This window comes from Sorangium sp. So ce726 (assembly GCF_051521405.1).
GTDB lineage: Bacteria > Myxococcota_A > Polyangia > Polyangiales > Polyangiaceae > Sorangium.
Genome location: NZ_CP150349.1, coordinates 11,710,883 through 11,726,982 on the forward strand (window position 1 = coordinate 11,710,883; position 16,100 = coordinate 11,726,982).

Sequence of the window (16,100 nt, forward strand, 5' to 3'; positions counted from 1 at the left end):
GGCGCTACTCCTCCACCGGCCGGGCAACGAGCTTGGTCACGAGCCACCGCTTGTCACGGGAGATCGGCCTGTGCTCCGTGATCTCGACGCGATCGCCCACCTTGTACTGGTTCGTCTCGTCGTGCGCCTTGTAGCGCTCCCGCTGACGAACGTACTTCTTGTACACGGGGTCGAGCGCGTTCCGGATGACCTCGACGGTGACCGTCTTGTTCATCTTGTCGCTGGTCACCTTGCCGACCAGCTTGCGCCGGAAGCCGTGCGCCTTCGCCTCGGTCTCGGCCTGCGCAGGCGCCGCGGCTGCCAGCTCGGGCGCCGCAGCGGCCGGCTGCTGGGTCTCTGCCTTCTTCTTCGCCATGGCTACGCCTTCTCCTCGGCACGCGCGCGCTGCGTGAGGATCGTCTTCACCCGCGCGAGATCCCGCTTCGCCTTGCGGATCGTCGCGGTGTCGTTCAGCCGATTCGTGAAATTTTTGAACCGCGACTCGAACAGACCCGCCGCCAGAGATTTCTCGAGCTCGCGCAGGTGCTCGGTGGTGCGTTCACGCAAATCCTTCGCCTTCATCGCCTACCTCACGTCAGCCCGCGGGCGAGGAACTTGCACTGCATCGGGAGCTTGTGCGACGCGAGGCGGAACGCCTCCTTCGCAGTCTCCTCGCTCACGCCGCTGATCTCGTACATCACGCGGCCCGGCTGCACGAGCGCGCACCACTCCTCGGGCGCGCCCTTGCCCCCACCCATGCGGACCTCGAGCGGCTTCTTCGTCACCGGGCGGTCCGGGAAGATGCGGATCCAGAGCTTGCCCGCGCGCTTCACGTGCCGCTGGATCGCCATACGAGCCGCCTCGATCTGCCGCGAGGTGACGCGGGCAGGCTCGACGCACTGGAGCGCAAAGTCGCCGAAGGAGACGTCGCTGCCCGTCATGGCGAGGCCGCGGTTGTTCCCCTTCTGCATCTTGCGGAACTTGGTTCGCTTCGGAGACAGCATTCTGCAATCCCTCTACTGGATCCGGCGCGCCTTACGCTGCAGGACCTCGCCCTTGAACATCCAGACCTTCACGCCGATGATGCCGACCTTCGTCTTCGCCTCGGCCAGGCCGAACTCGATGTCGGCGCGGAGCGTGTGCAGCGGCACCCGGCCCTCGCGGTAGGTCTCGACGCGGCTCATCTCGCTGCCACCGAGCCTGCCGGCGCAGCGCACGCGGATGCCCTTCGCGCCGAACTTCATCGCGGTGGACACCGCCTTCTTCATCGCCCGGCGGAACGCGATCCGGCGCTCGAGCTGCGTCGCGATGTTCTCGGCGACGAGCTGCGCGTTGGTCTCGGCCTTCCGGACCTCCTGCACGTCGATGAACACCTCGTTGTCGGTGAACGACGACACGCCGGGGAAGAGCGTCTCACCCTTCGACGCGGTGCCGACGTTCCCGCTCTTCAGCGTCTCGATGCCCTTGCCGCCCTTGCCGATCACCATGCCGGGGCGAGCGGTGAAGACGATCACCTTCGCGCGGTTGGCGGCGCGCTCGATCTCTACGCCGGCGATGTTGGCGTTGTAGAGGTACTGCTTGATCGCGCGCTTGATGCGGATGTCCTGGTGGAGCCACTTCTGATACGCAGCGCCGTCCTCGTACCACTTGCTGCTCCACGTCTTGATGACACCGACGCGGAAGCCATACGGATGGGTCTTTTGTCCCATATCGGCAGGTCCTCTACTTACTTTCTCTCGTCGACTTCGATGACGATGTGCGACACGCCCTTGGTGATCCGGGTCGCACGGCCCATCGCGCGCGGCCGCCAGCGGCGGTTGAACTTGTTCGGCCCCTTGTCGACGGTGGCCTTGCTGATGAAGAGCGCGTCGATGTCAGCGCCCGCCTGCTGGGCGTTCGCGACCGCGCTCTCGATGATCTTCCGCAGGACGGGGGCGCCGCTCTTCTGCGTGAACGAGAGCAACTGGATCGCCTCGTCCGCGTCGCGACCTCGAACGAGATCGGCGATCATGCGAGCCTTGCGCGGGGCGATCCGCGAAAACATCGCACTGGCTTTGCTTACCATTCGAGACACCTCGCGACACCGGCGGGCGGAGTGACTCCGTACCGGGTTTCGGTTCGCTGCGAACCGGTTGCACCGTCGTACACTTCCGGTCCCAGCCCGACGTCCATCGACGTGGGCCCCCTTCGCGTCACCGGGGGGGTTCCCGCGGCGGCCGAAGGGGCGGAGCTGGGATCGAAGCGCCGTTACGGCTCTTCTACTGGGAGACCGGGAGGACACCCGATCGCCCGGGAAAACGGAGCGCGGTGATTACCAGCGGGAGGCGCGGTACGCAAGCGCGATCCTTCCGCGCCCTTTCAGTTTGTTTCGCACGTCCCCGCAACCTGAGCAGCTTTTCAGATCCTCCTGAACGGACGTCGGGAGGCGCCGGGCGCGCCGGGCCTGGTGCCCGGGCAGGCAGACGGACGATCACGAGGCTGAAATCCGTTCTTGACACTGACGAAATACAGCTGAAACAAGCTGTCGACCGCGGCCTGAGCCGTCGACGGCAGAGGTGCGCCCCCGGAGCGTCGGCGTCGGACGGCCGGACCAGGCCGAAGAGCAGGATTGCGAGGGGAATAGGGGAGCCCCAGGTTCAGTCGAACGCACCAGGCCGTGGAACTCTTCCCTGACATTGTAGGAGGCAACGTGACCATGCTTGCTCGCCATCGCCATTCTTTCCTCGCGCTTACCTTCATCTTGCCCGCCATCTACACCGGCTGCGTCGTGACCACGGAGGACACCGACAACGAGGTGGACCAGACGGTCGGCCCCGGCGTCACCCACGGGTCCACGAGCAGCGGCGGCGACGGCGGCGACGGCGGCCAGGGTGGCGACGGCGGCACCGGCGGCGACGGCGGCCAGGGCGGCACCGGCGGCGACGGCGGCCAGGGCGGCACCGGCGGCAGCGATGCCTGCATCGAGGCGTCGGACGGCAACCTCACGGTCGCGGCCTGTGACGAGCTCAACATCTCGCCTGCGCAGGGGGCGACGAGCCAGTGCGGCGCGAACCGCGACGAGGACCCGATCGGCTACGGGCTCTGCAAGCACGGCTTCGCCGTCTTCTCCCCGGGTCACGCCGCGGACCTCGTGGACTGCCTGAGCGACATCGGTGTGGAGCGGGCGTGTGATGTGGATCCCGTTCAAGCGTGCATGAACCGCACGTACGCCAACGCGTGCCCGCACCAGGCCGACGAGATCTGCGACACCATCTCCGGCTTCTGCGACGCCGGCACGTTCGACCCCGCCAAGTGCGCGGCTCAGATGAACCCTCTCAACCGAGATGCAGCGGACGATCTCGTCGCGTGCATGAACGACAACCCCGATGTCTCCTGCCAGGAGGCTTACGACACGTGCTACGAGGAGATCATGGCCTTCGAGTGACCGGGCCGCCGCCACGGGTGCACGGCCTGCGCGCCCATCGTGCGCGCTCTGCTCTCGCGGTTCTTTTCCCCTGGCATTCGACGCACACCAGATGACCTCTGGGCCTCTCACCAGCTCACACCCACCTTAGCGCCCCGGCGCGCGCACCCTCTCCTGTAGGCCCGTTCGGGGAGCCCCCGAGCGCGGTATTCGGTTGCAAAAAAGATCGCGGGAAGGGATCCTCGGCTCCTCCGTGGCCAAGGACTCCTCCCGCCCGCGCCTGGCAGGCTCCGTTCCGCGATCGCCGGGGGCGCGTCCATTCCGCGGTGGAGCGCTGCTCGGCGTGCTCGTCGCGTCGGCCGGCTGTGCGCCGGGGTCGACGACAGCGGAGCAGATCACGCCGCGCCTGATGGTGCGCGCCTCGCTCGAGGGGACCGCCGCCGTCCCGGCGGAACGGCGCATCAAGGCCAAGGAGAGCGCGCTCGCTGCCGTCAAGGACAGCGCAACGCTCGCATCGGGGATGGAGTCCGAGATCGGCGCCACCCCGATGTTCTCCTCGGCGGGCAGCACGCGCTGCCCCGCGGAGATGGCCCTCGTCGACGATCGCGTGTGTGTCGACCGCTGGGAGGGCGCTCTGGTCGAGGTGACGCCCAGCGGTGAGCGCCCCTGGTCGCCCTACGATCCGATTGACGGGAACGAACGCCGCGTCCGCGCCGTGTCGTGGCAGGGGGTCATCCCCCAAGGCTACATCAGCGGGCGGCAGGCCAAGCTGGCGTGCGCGGCATCGGGCAAGCGCCTGTGCACCTCGGAGGAGTGGGTGACCACCTGCCGAGGGCCGGACGACACGACCTTCCCCTACGGCGCGCTTCGCCAGCAGGGCGTGTGCAACGATGACGAGCGACGGGTTCACCCCGTCGCCGAGATCGCGGCGCTGCTCGACATCAAGCCCGAGGAGCGCTGGACGACGGCGATGAACAACCCGCTCATCAACCAGCTGTCCCAGGCGCTGCTCCCGACGGGCGAGCGCGCGGGATGCACCAATGCCTACGGCGTGTTCGACATGGTAGGCAACCTCCACGAGTGGGTCGATGATCCGAGCGGCACCTTCCGTGGCGGCTATTTCATGGACACGACGCGCAACGGCGAAGGCTGCAAATATGCCACGACCGCCCACTCCTTCGGCTACCACGACTACTCGACGGGCTTCCGGTGCTGCATGGATCCGGAGCAGGCCGACTAGTGCTGGCCGCGCGGCGTGCGGCCGGCGGTAGGGCAGACGCGAATCGAACGCGAAGCTCGGGGCGATTCAGCGGGGAGACAGGGCGATCGCCGCGCGCGCATCTTTCCGTGACGCGACGGGCGCTCCGACAAGACGGCTCGGGCGCAGCGCGAGCGAGCGTGCGAGTCGTGGAGAAGCCAGGACCGCCGCGCAGCAAGCCAGGGCGACACCAGCGAAGAGATTGCCGATGCTCGACTCCATAGTGAGCGCGCCCACGCGGCGCCGTGCCGCTGCAACCGCCCTTGCCGCCCTGACGGCCCTCCTGGCGCTGGGTTGCGGGAAGAAGGAAAAAGCAGCGCCCATCACCGTCCCGCCTCCCCCAGGAGCGGCGTCCTCGGATGAGCTCACCACCGCCATTGGCCAGGCGCGTGGCATCGATTCGGCGCTCGCGCCGTCGTCGACCCGATGGCGACGGGCGTTCGTGCTCGATGAGAGGCGAGCCGTGGTGACAGGAGAGGTCGAGAACGAGGCGATCGCGCTCGTGACCGAGAACGCAGGCCGGACCTGGCGATCTCTGCGGCGCGTCCGCGAGGGGTGGTCGACCTGGTCGGTCGGCGGAGACGGCGCCACGGTGCTCACCGCCGGTCCGCGCGGCCCGGCACTCCCGACGGAGACACGCGGGAATCGAGGTACGCCGTCCGCGCTGGACCCGCCGAGTCTCTTCTTCGCTCCGTTCGACGCGACCGACCTCTCGGCGCCTTCACCCGTCACGCTTCCCGTGCTGAGTCGCGGAGCGCGGCCGCTGGTGAACGCTGTGCCCGCGGTGCTCTCCGCCGAGAGCGCCGCGCTGCTCGTGGAGCCCAAACCTCGGCACGCGACCCTCGTCTATGCGGGGCCGGCGGGCGCCGAGCCGGTGCCTCCCGTCCCGCTCCCCACTCAGGAACAAGCGCTGCCCGTGCCTTATGGCCGCCCACCGGTGCTCCTGTCGGTGCGCGGACGCAACCTCCTCGTGCGGCCCGTCCCCCCGCCGGGGAAGCCGCTCGACGCACCGAAGAGCGTCGAGGGACTCGCGATGAACCCAGCGGCCATCGCCGCGCTCTCCACAACACCAGCGTGCGACTTCGCCGGCTGGTCGATCCAGCTCGTGCCTCAGCCGCCCGACAAGACTGCCGTGGTCGCCGTCTCCGCTACCCAGACAGCCGTGCTGAAGCTCCCGGCGAAAGCCGCGCCTGGAGCGGCGGTCGGCTGCGCAGCCGACCGGATCATGGTCGAAGTCATGACGCCCACAACCGGAGAGCTCACGCTCGCGACGTGTACCCTCCAAGGCACCTGCGTCATCGCCGAGAAACCGCCCTTTCGCCCCTGGCTGGAGCCGCATGAACGGTCTGTCGCCCTGGCGCCCACACGCGAAGGGGTCACCGCAGTGCTGACCTCCCGCGCGGCAGCGCGATGGGGGCTCTATATCGCGCAATCGCCGGAAGGGGGGAAGATCTACGACGTCCCCAGGGTAATCGGCGAAGGCTCGGGCGAGCGCGGCCGTATCGAGCTCGGAACCCTCCTCTCGTTCGGCAATCGACTCTTGATGCTCCTCCAAGCGGACGTCACCGGAACATCGCGCCGCGGCTGGTACGTCGCGGCCTCCGATGATGGCGGGCTCACCTGGAGCCCGCCCTGAGCTCCGTCTCGAACGGGATAGTCATTCCAAACGCGGCGCGTCAGCACAGCTTGCATCCCATCTGATGCTGACGTGCGCGGTGGTCCCCAGACCTACTTCGGAGGAGCGGCTGCCGGAGCGACGCGCTTGCGCCCCTTGACGCTCGGCTTCTTCACAGGCGCAGGACCAGCCGCGGTCTTGCGCGCGTTCGCGCTCGCCTGCTCGGCGGTCTTCGCGTCACCTGCATAGCGGGCGAAGCGACGGTCGCCACCTTGGAAAATCCGCTTCTCCAGCTTCAGCTCCTTCAGCGCGGCGGCGGCGCGGGTCTGCGGGATACCCGCCTGCTTCGACACCTCGCTCGCGCTGACGCCAGAGCTCGCTTTGACGACGCGCTCGACAGCATCCAGCGTCTCCTGACGCTCCGCCGAGGCGGCCGGCGACTTGCGCGGGCGACCAGGCCGACGCTTCGGCGCGGCGCCGCGCTTGGCCGCGACGGAAGACGTTTTGGACTGGACCGCTCCAGCGCGGGCGCGCGAGCGGCTGCGGCGCGGCGCCGCAGGAGGAACCAACGGCGCTTCCCCTGTCACGGCGCCCAGCTGATTCTTGACGAGCGCGAGGATCGCCTCGTCCGGCATTTTCCGCACGAGGTTTACAATCTGCTGTGAAAAGGCGTCCGTTGCCATGTGCTCTCCCTCGTCGCCGAATCCAGCTCGGCGGTTGGATACGACTATGCCGTTGCCACTTGCCTGGTCAAGCGAATTGAGGATAGAGGGCCGTCTTTTCTTTCAATAGGCGCTGCGGGCGGGCTCAATCGGAGAGCTCATTGGACGGGACGGCCCCGAACGGCTGGGCTGCTTTGCTCGACAGGCGCCGAGCGATGAAACCCCCGCCAGCGTCGATTGATGGCCGAGACCCCTCCCCCGCGCAGGACGGCCCCGTGGCCGCGCCAATCCGCTCTCGACCCCTTGACGATGCACCGCGGCATTGCGTGTCTCGGGTGCTCGGGTCTGGTCAGGTAAGCACCGTCCGAGAACCGAGCAACCCCGCGCCTCGGGGCCGCGCCGTCACGGGCGGCAATGCGGGCGCGCGCACATCCGCGAGGTGCAGCGGCCCGGCGCGAGCCTCCCCGCCCCCAATCATTGAAGCGCCTCACGCAGGGTGCGACCGCCTGGCGACCACACACAGGCGGCCGGTGCGTGGCTACATTGCACGCCCCGGGCGCACGACTGACCTATGCGGAGGCGTGATAGGATGCCCCGCTCGGCGGGTGGGGCGCAGCACGGACGCTTCGTTATGAGCGCCCGCGGGGCGGGAGTCCGGGTCGAGCTCTCTACACGACATCCGCTCATCACGCCGGGGATTGCGCGGCCTCACTCTGGCCGCCGGATCGAGCGCCAACCCGCCGAGCTCTTCGAAATGACGACTCTGCGCCGGTCCCGCCGCCGGAGGCGCGCTCGGGCCGCGCAGTGCCGCTCTCAACATCACGGGCGCGGCCGCCGCCCGCGGCTCCCGCTGGGTAGGCGCCTGAAGGCCGTCGTGTCCGGCGGACCGGTGTGTACGCGCGGCACAGGCTCATCCCGCAGCAAGACACCTCGTTACATGGCAGAGCGCGGAGGCGCGCTCATCGTCGCCTTCGGCCTCTCCGATCGAGCCCTTCCGAGAGAGCTCAGCCTTCGCCCCCGCGCTCTCGAGCGCGAGTCCGCGCGTCCGCCCCGAGGGCACGTCTTCTACGACATTGGCGCCTGCTCCAATGAGAGGAGGACGACGGCGGTGAGCCGGCCCGCTCCGCCTCGACTTCTTCATACGCCTTCCTGTCCATATCTACGACGCTCAGGATCCACCCCGCCCCCGCTCGACCTGCGTCCGACCGGCGGCCGAGATTGACCAGCCGCCGACAATCGGTTGACGCACGCGTCGGCCGCGGAGAAGGATGCGCGCATGTCGCTGGTGCGCGTGCTCGAGCCAGAGGTCATGGATACCGACGAGGACGCGCGGGCCTACGACAGCATGGACCACGCCGCCGTGAACACGGCGTTCTGCGACGCGCTCCTCTCCCACAACCCCGGTCTCGCATACGCCCTCGACGTCGGCACAGGGACCTGCCTGTTGCCCATCGAGCTTTGCAGGCGCGTGCCCGCGGCGCGGATCAAGGCGATCGATCTCTCCGCGGCGATGCTCGAACTCGGGCGCCGCCGCGTCGAGCAGGCCGGGCTCACCGAGGCCATCGCGCTCGCGCTCGTGGACGCCAAGGCGCTGCCCGAACCGGAGGAGACGTTTTCAGCCGTGCTCTCGAACAGCATCGTCCACCACATCCCGGAGCCGCTGCAGGTGCTGCGCGAGATGCTCCGCGTCCTCCAGCCTGGCGGGCTCCTGTTCGTGCGGGACCTGGTCCGTCCCGAAGACGAGGCGTCGATCGCCGCCCTCGTCGACACGTACACAGCGAACGACACCGCGTACCAGCGAGCTCTCTTCGATGCGTCGCTGCGCGCGGCGCTCTCGCTCGACGAGGTGCGTGAGATGCTGCGCTCGCTCCGGATTCCCCCCGAATGCGCGCAGGTGACGAGCGACCGGCACTGGACCCTCGCCTTCCGCAGGGCCTCCTGATCCGAAGCGCCGCGCGCTGATCGGGGGCGCGGCGCGGGCACGTCAAATCGACGCGACGGCCAGCCCGGGTCGTAATAAAAGCGTCCACGTGAACGCCACCGGAACACGAGCTCGCCGGGCGCGCGGCGTTGCCACCGCGCTCTTCCTGTCCTTCGCCGTCGTCCTCGCGGCATGCGAGGAGGGCCCGCCTCGCCCGAGCGAGCCGGAGCGGCCCGCGCCCCCGCCGCCTCAGCCGAGCGCGGTGCTCGCGCCGCCCGCGGCCAGCTCGGCCGCCGCAGAGCCCCCGAGCGCAGGCGCGCCGGGAGACGCGGGCGAGCCGAAGGGCACGCCCGCATGGCAAGGGACATGGGAAGGGCGCTACGACGCCAAGAAAGGCAGCGTCGTGATGCCACCGAAGGTCAAGGACGCCGCGCGCCAGAAGGACGACGGGAAGCAGGTCACCGGCCCTGGGACGGTGACGCTGACCGTCGAGCCGGGCGGTGAGCTGAAGGGCACCGCGAAGGGAGCGCTCGGCGACGCGACGCTCGTGGGAAAGGTCGAGGACGGCATGGTCCGCGCATCGGTCTTCCCCGACGATCCGCGCGCGCCGAACGCGATGACCGGCGTCCTGGTCGGCGAGCTGAAGGAGAACGTCATCCACGGCAGGATCCGGGTGACCGGGCCCGATGCCCTCCTGGTGCGCGAGTCCCCCATCGAGCTGAAGAAGAAATGATCAGCGCAGGCGAGCGAGACGTCGACTCCGGCGTCTCGCTCGCCTGCGTCGCGCGTCAGCTCGCTGCGCCGGCTCCTCCCGGTTCGCCTGCTGGCGCGCGACCCTGCGGCTCCTGCGGTGCAGCCCCGGCCTCTCCCGCTGCGCCGCCGCGCGCGCCGCCGCGACCCGCCTCCGCCCGCCGCTCCTCGCGCTGGCGGGCCACCTCGGCGTCCCGTTGCTCGTACGCCACGATGATCCGCTGCACGAGCGGGTGGCGCACGACATCGACCTCGGTGAACGAGCAGATCGCAATCCCCTCGATCCCCGCGAGCAGCTCGCGCGCCTCCGCGAGGCCGCTGCGCGCGCCGTGCGGGAGATCGACCTGCGTGACGTCGCCCGTCACCACGGCGCGGGAGGCGTAGCCGAGGCGGGTGAGGAACATGCGCATCTGGTCGCTCGTCGCGTTCTGCGCCTCATCGAGGATGACGAAGCAATCGTTGAGCGTGCGGCCGCGCATGAAGGCCAGCGGGGCGACCTCGATCTGACCGCGCGTCACGAGGCCTTGCGCCTTGTCCGCATCCATCATGTCATGGAGCGCGTCGTAGAGCGGTCGCAGGTAAGGATTCACCTTCTCGGCGAGATCGCCGGGGAGGAAGCCGAGCCGCTCTCCTGCCTCGACGGCAGGACGGGTCAGGATGATCCGCTTCACGCGGCGCTCGAGCAGCGCGTGCACCGCCATGGCCATCGCGAGGTAGGTCTTGCCCGTCCCCGCCGGCCCGATGCCGAACGTCATGTCGTGCGATCGGATCGCCTGGATGTAGCGCTTCTGCGCCAGCCCCTTCGCCGAGATAGGCCGGCGGCGCGCCGAGATGAGGACGACGTCCTCGAACAGGTCCCGCAAGGTCATCCCCGGGTCGTCCCGGAGCGCCTGCACTCCGCGCACGTAGTCCTGGGGATCGAGGACCGCGCCGCTCCTCAACATCTGCGCGGCCTCTGCCAGGCACCGCTCGGCGAGCGCGACCTTGTCGGCGTCCCCCGCGAGCCGGATCGTGTTGCCTCGGACGCCCGACTCGATGCCAAGAGTGCGCGCGATGAGCTTGAGATGCTCGTTCCCCGGCCCGGCGAGGGCCACCAAGGTGCTGTTGTCGAGCACCTCGACATCCGCCGTGATCCGCACGCTGGTCGTCATCCCGTGATCCTTCCCCGCCTCTGCCCCGGCGCTCCGTCGCCGGCACGTGCTGCCACTCCATGAACAGGACCTTGACGAACAGGACCTTGACGCGGCGCACATCTCGCTGGAATGTCGCGGTCGCTCGCCGTATGGCCTACACAGAATCGTAACGTCCTGGTCATAATTTCGCGTTGTAGTGCATGCGAGATCCGGCAAGCGGGCGAGCCGCACACAGGGAGAACTGCATGAGGTTAGCTACATCGGCGCTGTTGGGCATGACTGTTACGCTGTCGGGCCTTTCGGCGCTAGCACAGCCTGGACCCCAGGGCCCAGCGCAACCTGCCCCGGCGCCGCCTCCGGCCGCTGCCCCGGCGGCTCCTGCCGGCGCGGTTCCGCCCGCTGCCGCTGCCGCCCCGACGCCCGCACCGCCGCCCGACGCGGCGCCCGCAGAGCCGCTGCCGCCGCCCCCTGGAGCGGAACCGGCCGCCGCGCCGCCGCCGCCTCCGCCTGCGCAGGTGTTCGCGCCGACCGCCGAGGCCGCCGTCGTGAAAGAAGCGCAGCAGCCGCTCGCCGGCTGGCACGGCGGCTTCTTCCTCCGGGACGCGAACGACAACTTCCGGCTCTACCCGAAGGGAAGGCTGAACTTCGACTTCGCCAGCAGCTTCGGCGCCGGCGTGTCGGACGTGTCGGCAACGGGCGGTGGGAGCGCGCTCAAGCCGCGCTTCTTCATCCGCCGCGCGCGGCTCGAGGTGGCCGGCGAGTTCCTGAAGAGGTTTTCCTTTGATGTCGACGTCGACTTCGGCGGCCAGGGGCTCGGGAACGCCAACGGCCGGACCGAGAACGCCGCCGGCCCGGCCGGGCAGGCGCCGACCGCCGAGACCGCGCGCTTCGCGCCCGTCGAGAGCACCACCGCGAACGCCGTGCTCGCCGACGCCTGGATCAACTACTCGGTCATGCCCGCGCTCAACTTCCTGTTCGGGCAGCACCAGGCGTTCTTCTCGATGGATAACCAGACGAGCGACAACAGCACGACGTTCATGGAGCGCAACATCGCGACCCGGAGCTTCGCCTACCCCGAGGGCAAGGACATCGGCCTGACGATCTGGGGCGACGTCGCTGACAGGATGGTCGTCTACGGCGTCAGCATGGTCGGCGGCGACGGGCAGAACCGGCCGGGCGTCGACAGCCAGTTCGATTTCATCGGCCGCGTGGTCGCGCGCCCGTTCGCCAGCGACAAGAAGGGGTTGCTCGCGAAGGCGCAGATCGGCGTCAGCGCGCGCTACGGCGACCGCGACCAGGAGTACGTGGGCTACGACTATGCGCCCATCAGGACGGCGCAGGGCTACACGCTCTGGGGCGCCGGCTACACGGACTCGCTGAAGCGCCCGATCCACGTCATCCCGTCGGCCACGCAGGCCGCGATCGGCGGCGAGCTCCGGCTGCCCATCAAGATGGTCGAGCTCCGGGCCGAGGCGTACTACGTCGCGAACGAGACGCGCGAGGCCGTGGAGGGCTTTCAGCTCACCAACACCGAACGGCTCGGGCAGGTGAAGGGGCTCGGCTGGTACGTACAGCTCTCGGCGTGGCCGGTCGGCGACGCCTTCGTCAGCGGCGATCCAGGGTTCAGCCCGCGCCCCACGAAGGTCGACCTGTCGAAGGAGATCGAGAAGCCGAAGTCGGGGCTCGAGGTGGCGGCGCTCCTCGCGGGGATCAACGCGACGTACGACGGCGCGTCCCGCGGGGGTGCGTACGACGAGAAGACGCCGGGCGCCGAGGGGGGGCCGGGCACCGACCTCAACGTCATGCAGATCGGCCTCGCCGCGAACTACTGGTACACGAAAAACGTGCGGCTCGGCGTGAATTACAGCGCCTACCTGACGCCCGGCAGCGGCTCCAGCGAGAACCTCCTCCGGGTGCCCGGCAATACGGTGACGCCCGCCAATCCGGACGCGCACGCGCTGCACGAGCTCGGCGCCAGGATCAGCATGTCGTTCTGACGCGCCCCTCGCCCCAGCGCGGCCGGCGTCCCGGCCGCGCCCCTCATCCTTTTGCCCTCCAACCATCCGCGCCGCGGGCGCTCCGCGCGGCGCGCCGGCAGCGCGGGAGCCCCGCCGGCAAGGTCGCGCGCCTCAATTTTGGCCCAGGACAGCGCGGCGGGGTACCCGTCGGGCCATGCGCGACATGCGTCAGTGGATCGCCGTCGGTGCAGCCGTGGGGCTCGTGGCCGTGACCCTCCCCATGCTGCGCGAGCACGACGTCCAGCTCGGGGGGCTGCTCGCCAAGAAGACGACCGCCGGGGGCCCGACGATCACGCGGACCGTGACGCCGCCGCCGCTCACGGACCTCGATCTGACGCGCATCGACGACCGGAAGACCCCGCCCACGGCGCCAGCGCACGGCGACCGCGTCGCGGAGCTGACCCTCGACCCGATGTACCAGCGGGCGGCGCTCGGCTTCCTGCGGGCAGGCCAGGTCCCGGAGGGCGCGGTCGTCATGACCGATATCCGTACCGGGAAGGTGCTGGTCTGGGCGAGCTACGTGAACGAGGGGGCGATGCACGACGTCGCTGCAGAGGCCACCGCGCCGTCGGCGAGCGTCTTCAAGGTCGTGACCGGCACCGCCCTCGTCGAGGCAGGCCTGAGCCCGAACACCAAGCAGTGTTATTCGGGCGGCGAGCACTCGATCCGGCCGGCGGACATGGTCGACAACAAGCGCCGCGACAAGTACTGCGCGACGCTCGCGCAGGCGATGGGCCGGAGCATCAACACGGTGTTCGCGCGGCTCGCCGCGAAGAACCTCGACCGCGAGAAGCTCGGCGCCGTGGCCGAGAAGCTCGGCTGGGGTCAGGACACGCCGTTCGACGTGAAGGTCGCGACGAGCACGATCTCGCTCCCGGAAGACGACCTCGGCTTCGCGCGGACCGCGGCGGGCTTCTGGAACACGACGCTGTCGCCGTTCCAGGGGGCGAACTTGGCCACCACTATCGCCAATGGCGGCGAGATGATCCGGCTCCACGTCGTGTCGAGCGTCAAGGACGAGATCGGCGACATCTACCAGGGCCCGAGCGAGCGCCAGGTGCTCAAGCGGGTGATGGACGAGAGCACGGCCAACGCGGTGACCGCGATGATGGAGACGACGGTGGATAACGGCACGAGCTACCGTTCGTTCCATGATCGCAACGGCCGCCCCTACCTCCCCGATATCCGCGTCGCGGGCAAGACGGGGACGCTCACGAAGCCGACGCCCGAGGGGCCCTTCTACACCTGGTTCGTCGGGTTCGCGCCGAGCCGAAAGCCCGAGGTCGCCATCTCCGTGATGGTCGCTAACGGCGCGAAATGGCGGGTGAAGGCGACGAACGTCGCATGCGACATGCTCCGCACCTACTTCGCCGACAAGGGCGCGCCCGGCGTGAGCGATCCGAACAACCGGACCGGCGCGACAGCCCTCCGCCGCTGACGCGGAGCTGACGAGCCGCCGAGCCGCAGCGCGCCAGGCCGATCGCAGTGCGCCGCGCTGCGCAGATGCACCTGAACGCGGCGCCGTGCCCCTCGGGCGAGGTCCACTCGGCCGACGAGACCACGCGCATTGTCGACCCGTCAGGCAGCCCACCGCGCAGCCTGCACAAGGCCTGCGTAAGACGGAAATCGTTCATCGTGATTTCCGCCCTCACAAGGATCCGGCGATGGCGGTGCGCAACGAACCGATGTGCCTGCCTGGTGGCCGACAGATGTGCAGGATCCTCGTACACGCCGCGGCGGCGGTCGATTCATGGAAACTTTCCGCCCGGGGACGGCCCCTCCCGCCGGCTCGCCGTCCGCGGCGCGAAGGTCCGGGCCGCTCCGATGCAGCCGGACACCCTGGGCCAGGGTGGGACCTAGTTGCGAGAGCTGCTGCTTGTGCAGCTTGTGCTCGGCCGAGATCTGCGTGCTAGCATCTCTGTTGTGCAGGTTGTGCTCCGCAAGCTCGGCCGGGGATCACGCGCAGTCGTTGGCCGGCTCGTCCGTGCACCACGGAAAGGCTCGGTCATCGTCATCGAGTTCTCCGACGGAATGCATGAATATGTCACGACGCCGGTCAAGCGCGTGTTGCGCCTCGCTGGGCGCGAAGTCTTCTACATAGAGACCGTGAACTCCCGGTACCGCCTCGAGGTGCGCGGCCGCGAGGTCGCGCTGGACGGCGCCGTCGGCGGCTGAGCCCTGCCGGGTGCGGCTCAAGCGGCGCGGAGCCTGCGGCTCGTTCGGAACGAGCGCGCGCCTGATGCGACCACGCGGCCGGAGGCGAGAAGGCGGCGGTCAACGCCTGACGGCAGCGCGATGCACTGCACACTCGTCTAGCACGAGAACTGCATCTCCGCGCGCATTGCCCCTTGCGCTTCCATTCGCTCTTGGGCACAGTCCCGCTCCCTTTGAGGGGCCCCGCGGTAGGCCATCCACCGGTGCAGGATGGGGCTCGCCTGGCGAGCTGTCGTCATGATGCCGCGCCCCCGACCGTGAGGAGATTGAAGCAGATGGGCAAGCGCGATCGCCGCCAGTCGATGAAGATGAGGCGCCGCAAGGCGCAGGCTGCCAAGAAGGAGCGCGCCAAGCGCAGCAAGCTGGCGAAGGCCCCGGCGGAGGTCGCTGGCAAGGCCAAGAAGCCCCGCGCTCCCAAGAGCGCCGCTCCTGCGAGCCCTTCGCCGGCTGCTTGACGGTGCGAGGCGCGGTCGATCGACCGCGCGCCACGCGCCACCGTCGCATCGCCACGCTGCTGCGATCCCGGCGCTCACCGAGGCCGCGCATGCCGGCGTTGTGCTCGGCCCGCTGCGCCCCCCGGCGCGCGGCCGCACACCTCGTCAGCGGCGGCGCTCACTCGTCGCGAATCACACGCGTGTGGAGGCTCAGGCCGGGCTGCCGACCCAACTCGGTCGCGCTCGCCGAATCGCCAGCCCCGTTCTGCGTGGGCTGGGGCTCCTTGGGCGGAGGCTCGCCGAGGAGCCCAGTGTCGCCCTCTCTTCGCTCCTCGCCGATAAGCTCCCAATGGCCCCGTTCGTCGCGCCAGCGCTGCGCCACCCGGGTGCTGCGGACCGTGGCCTCGTCGTTCCGCAGCCAGAGGACGTCGAGGTAGACCTCGGCTTCCTCGCGCTGGGTCATCTCGAAGCCGCCGAACTCCACGTCGACGACCCGGAGGCGGGTGCCCCACGCGGCGTGACGATTCATGAAATCCTGGCGAGCGTCCGAGCCGACGCGCTCGAGCGCGACATCCATGCGGCCGAAGCGGGCAGCCGTGTTCATCTCGAGCGCCGCTTCGGTGAGGCGCTGGGACGTGCTCGGGGCGATGCCGCAGCTGGCGAGGGGCAAGAGGCTCAGGGCGAGGAGGACGCGGCGCATGCCGAGCACCCTG

17 protein-coding genes are annotated in these 16,100 nt (G+C 69.4%); 9 read left to right on the plus strand and 8 right to left on the minus strand.

The genetic code is table 11. The features are described from left to right. Positions 1-4: 4 nt before the first annotated feature. From rpsQ to rplV, 5 genes are read right to left on the minus strand one after another with little or no spacing between them, the layout of a single operon-like run. Positions 5-304 carry a 30S ribosomal protein S17 gene (gene rpsQ, locus WME79_RS43720; RefSeq protein ID WP_272102908.1) on the minus strand — a complete coding sequence of 100 codons (300 nt, stop codon included), beginning with the start codon at positions 302-304 and terminating at the stop codon, positions 5-7. Between the two features lie 53 nt (positions 305-357). Then, the gene (gene rpmC, locus WME79_RS43725; RefSeq protein WP_437277610.1) at positions 358-561 is read right to left on the minus strand and encodes a 50S ribosomal protein L29; all 204 of its coding nucleotides are present in this window, start codon (positions 559-561) and stop codon (positions 358-360) included. 8 nt (positions 562-569) lie between these two features. Further along, positions 570-983 carry a 50S ribosomal protein L16 gene (rplP, locus tag WME79_RS43730; protein ID WP_012240565.1) on the minus strand — a complete coding sequence of 138 codons (414 nt, stop codon included), beginning with the start codon at positions 981-983 and terminating at the stop codon, positions 570-572. Between the two features lie 12 nt (positions 984-995). Further along, positions 996-1,688: a 30S ribosomal protein S3 gene (gene rpsC, locus WME79_RS43735; protein ID WP_020740980.1), complete on the minus strand. Its 693-nt coding sequence runs from the start codon at positions 1,686-1,688 to the stop codon at positions 996-998. Positions 1,689-1,705: 17 nt separating this feature from the next. Further along, complete coding sequence (gene rplV / locus WME79_RS43740) at positions 1,706-2,044, minus strand: 50S ribosomal protein L22 (protein WP_012240567.1); 339 nt, start codon at positions 2,042-2,044, stop codon at positions 1,706-1,708. A 630-nt stretch (positions 2,045-2,674) separates the two neighbouring features. On the opposite strand from rplV, the gene WME79_RS43745 reads away from it, so the two are divergent. From WME79_RS43745 to WME79_RS43755, 3 genes are all read left to right on the plus strand, one after another. Beyond that, entirely contained in the window at positions 2,675-3,403 is a 729-nt protein-coding gene (locus WME79_RS43745; RefSeq protein ID WP_437540058.1) for a hypothetical protein, read from the plus strand. A gap of 322 nt (positions 3,404-3,725) precedes the next feature. Beyond that, a complete protein-coding gene (locus WME79_RS43750) occupies positions 3,726-4,622 on the plus strand; it encodes an SUMF1/EgtB/PvdO family nonheme iron enzyme (protein ID WP_437527780.1) in 897 nt (298 codons plus the stop codon). A 220-nt stretch (positions 4,623-4,842) separates the two neighbouring features. After that, complete coding sequence (locus WME79_RS43755; protein ID WP_437527783.1) at positions 4,843-6,276, plus strand: hypothetical protein; 1,434 nt, start codon at positions 4,843-4,845, stop codon at positions 6,274-6,276. A 92-nt stretch (positions 6,277-6,368) separates the two neighbouring features. On the opposite strand, the gene WME79_RS43760 is transcribed toward WME79_RS43755, so the two are convergent. Continuing rightward, positions 6,369-6,938: a hypothetical protein gene (locus tag WME79_RS43760; RefSeq protein ID WP_437527785.1), complete on the minus strand. Its 570-nt coding sequence runs from the start codon at positions 6,936-6,938 to the stop codon at positions 6,369-6,371. A 1,255-nt stretch (positions 6,939-8,193) separates the two neighbouring features. Between WME79_RS43760 and WME79_RS43765 the strand changes: the two genes are divergently transcribed. Next, positions 8,194-8,859 carry a class I SAM-dependent methyltransferase gene (locus tag WME79_RS43765; RefSeq protein WP_437527788.1) on the plus strand — a complete coding sequence of 222 codons (666 nt, stop codon included), beginning with the start codon at positions 8,194-8,196 and terminating at the stop codon, positions 8,857-8,859. A gap of 88 nt (positions 8,860-8,947) precedes the next feature. Next, positions 8,948-9,571 (plus strand): hypothetical protein, encoded by a 624-nt coding sequence (locus WME79_RS43770; protein WP_437527791.1) that lies wholly within the window; start codon positions 8,948-8,950, stop codon positions 9,569-9,571. Between the two features lie 55 nt (positions 9,572-9,626). Here WME79_RS43770 and WME79_RS43775 read toward each other — a convergent pair whose 3' ends face one another. Next, positions 9,627-10,739 (minus strand): PhoH family protein, encoded by a 1,113-nt coding sequence (locus tag WME79_RS43775; RefSeq protein ID WP_437527793.1) that lies wholly within the window; start codon positions 10,737-10,739, stop codon positions 9,627-9,629. 527 nt (positions 10,740-11,266) lie between these two features. Between WME79_RS43775 and WME79_RS43780 the strand changes: the two genes are divergently transcribed. The 4 genes from WME79_RS43780 (at position 11,267) to WME79_RS43795 (ending at position 15,408) form a co-directional block, all read left to right on the plus strand. Then, the gene (locus tag WME79_RS43780) at positions 11,267-12,718 is read left to right on the plus strand and encodes a porin (protein ID WP_437527796.1); all 1,452 of its coding nucleotides are present in this window, start codon (positions 11,267-11,269) and stop codon (positions 12,716-12,718) included. Between the two features lie 175 nt (positions 12,719-12,893). Continuing rightward, entirely contained in the window at positions 12,894-14,177 is a 1,284-nt protein-coding gene (locus WME79_RS43785) for a penicillin-binding transpeptidase domain-containing protein (RefSeq protein ID WP_437527799.1), read from the plus strand. Between the two features lie 485 nt (positions 14,178-14,662). Next, positions 14,663-14,914 carry a hypothetical protein gene (locus WME79_RS43790; protein WP_129354294.1) on the plus strand — a complete coding sequence of 84 codons (252 nt, stop codon included), beginning with the start codon at positions 14,663-14,665 and terminating at the stop codon, positions 14,912-14,914. Between the two features lie 314 nt (positions 14,915-15,228). Then, complete coding sequence (locus tag WME79_RS43795; protein ID WP_044967002.1) at positions 15,229-15,408, plus strand: hypothetical protein; 180 nt, start codon at positions 15,229-15,231, stop codon at positions 15,406-15,408. A gap of 157 nt (positions 15,409-15,565) precedes the next feature. On the opposite strand, the gene WME79_RS43800 is transcribed toward WME79_RS43795, so the two are convergent. Then, a complete protein-coding gene (locus WME79_RS43800; protein WP_437527804.1) occupies positions 15,566-16,087 on the minus strand; it encodes a hypothetical protein in 522 nt (173 codons plus the stop codon). Between the last annotated feature and the right edge of the window lie 13 nt (positions 16,088-16,100).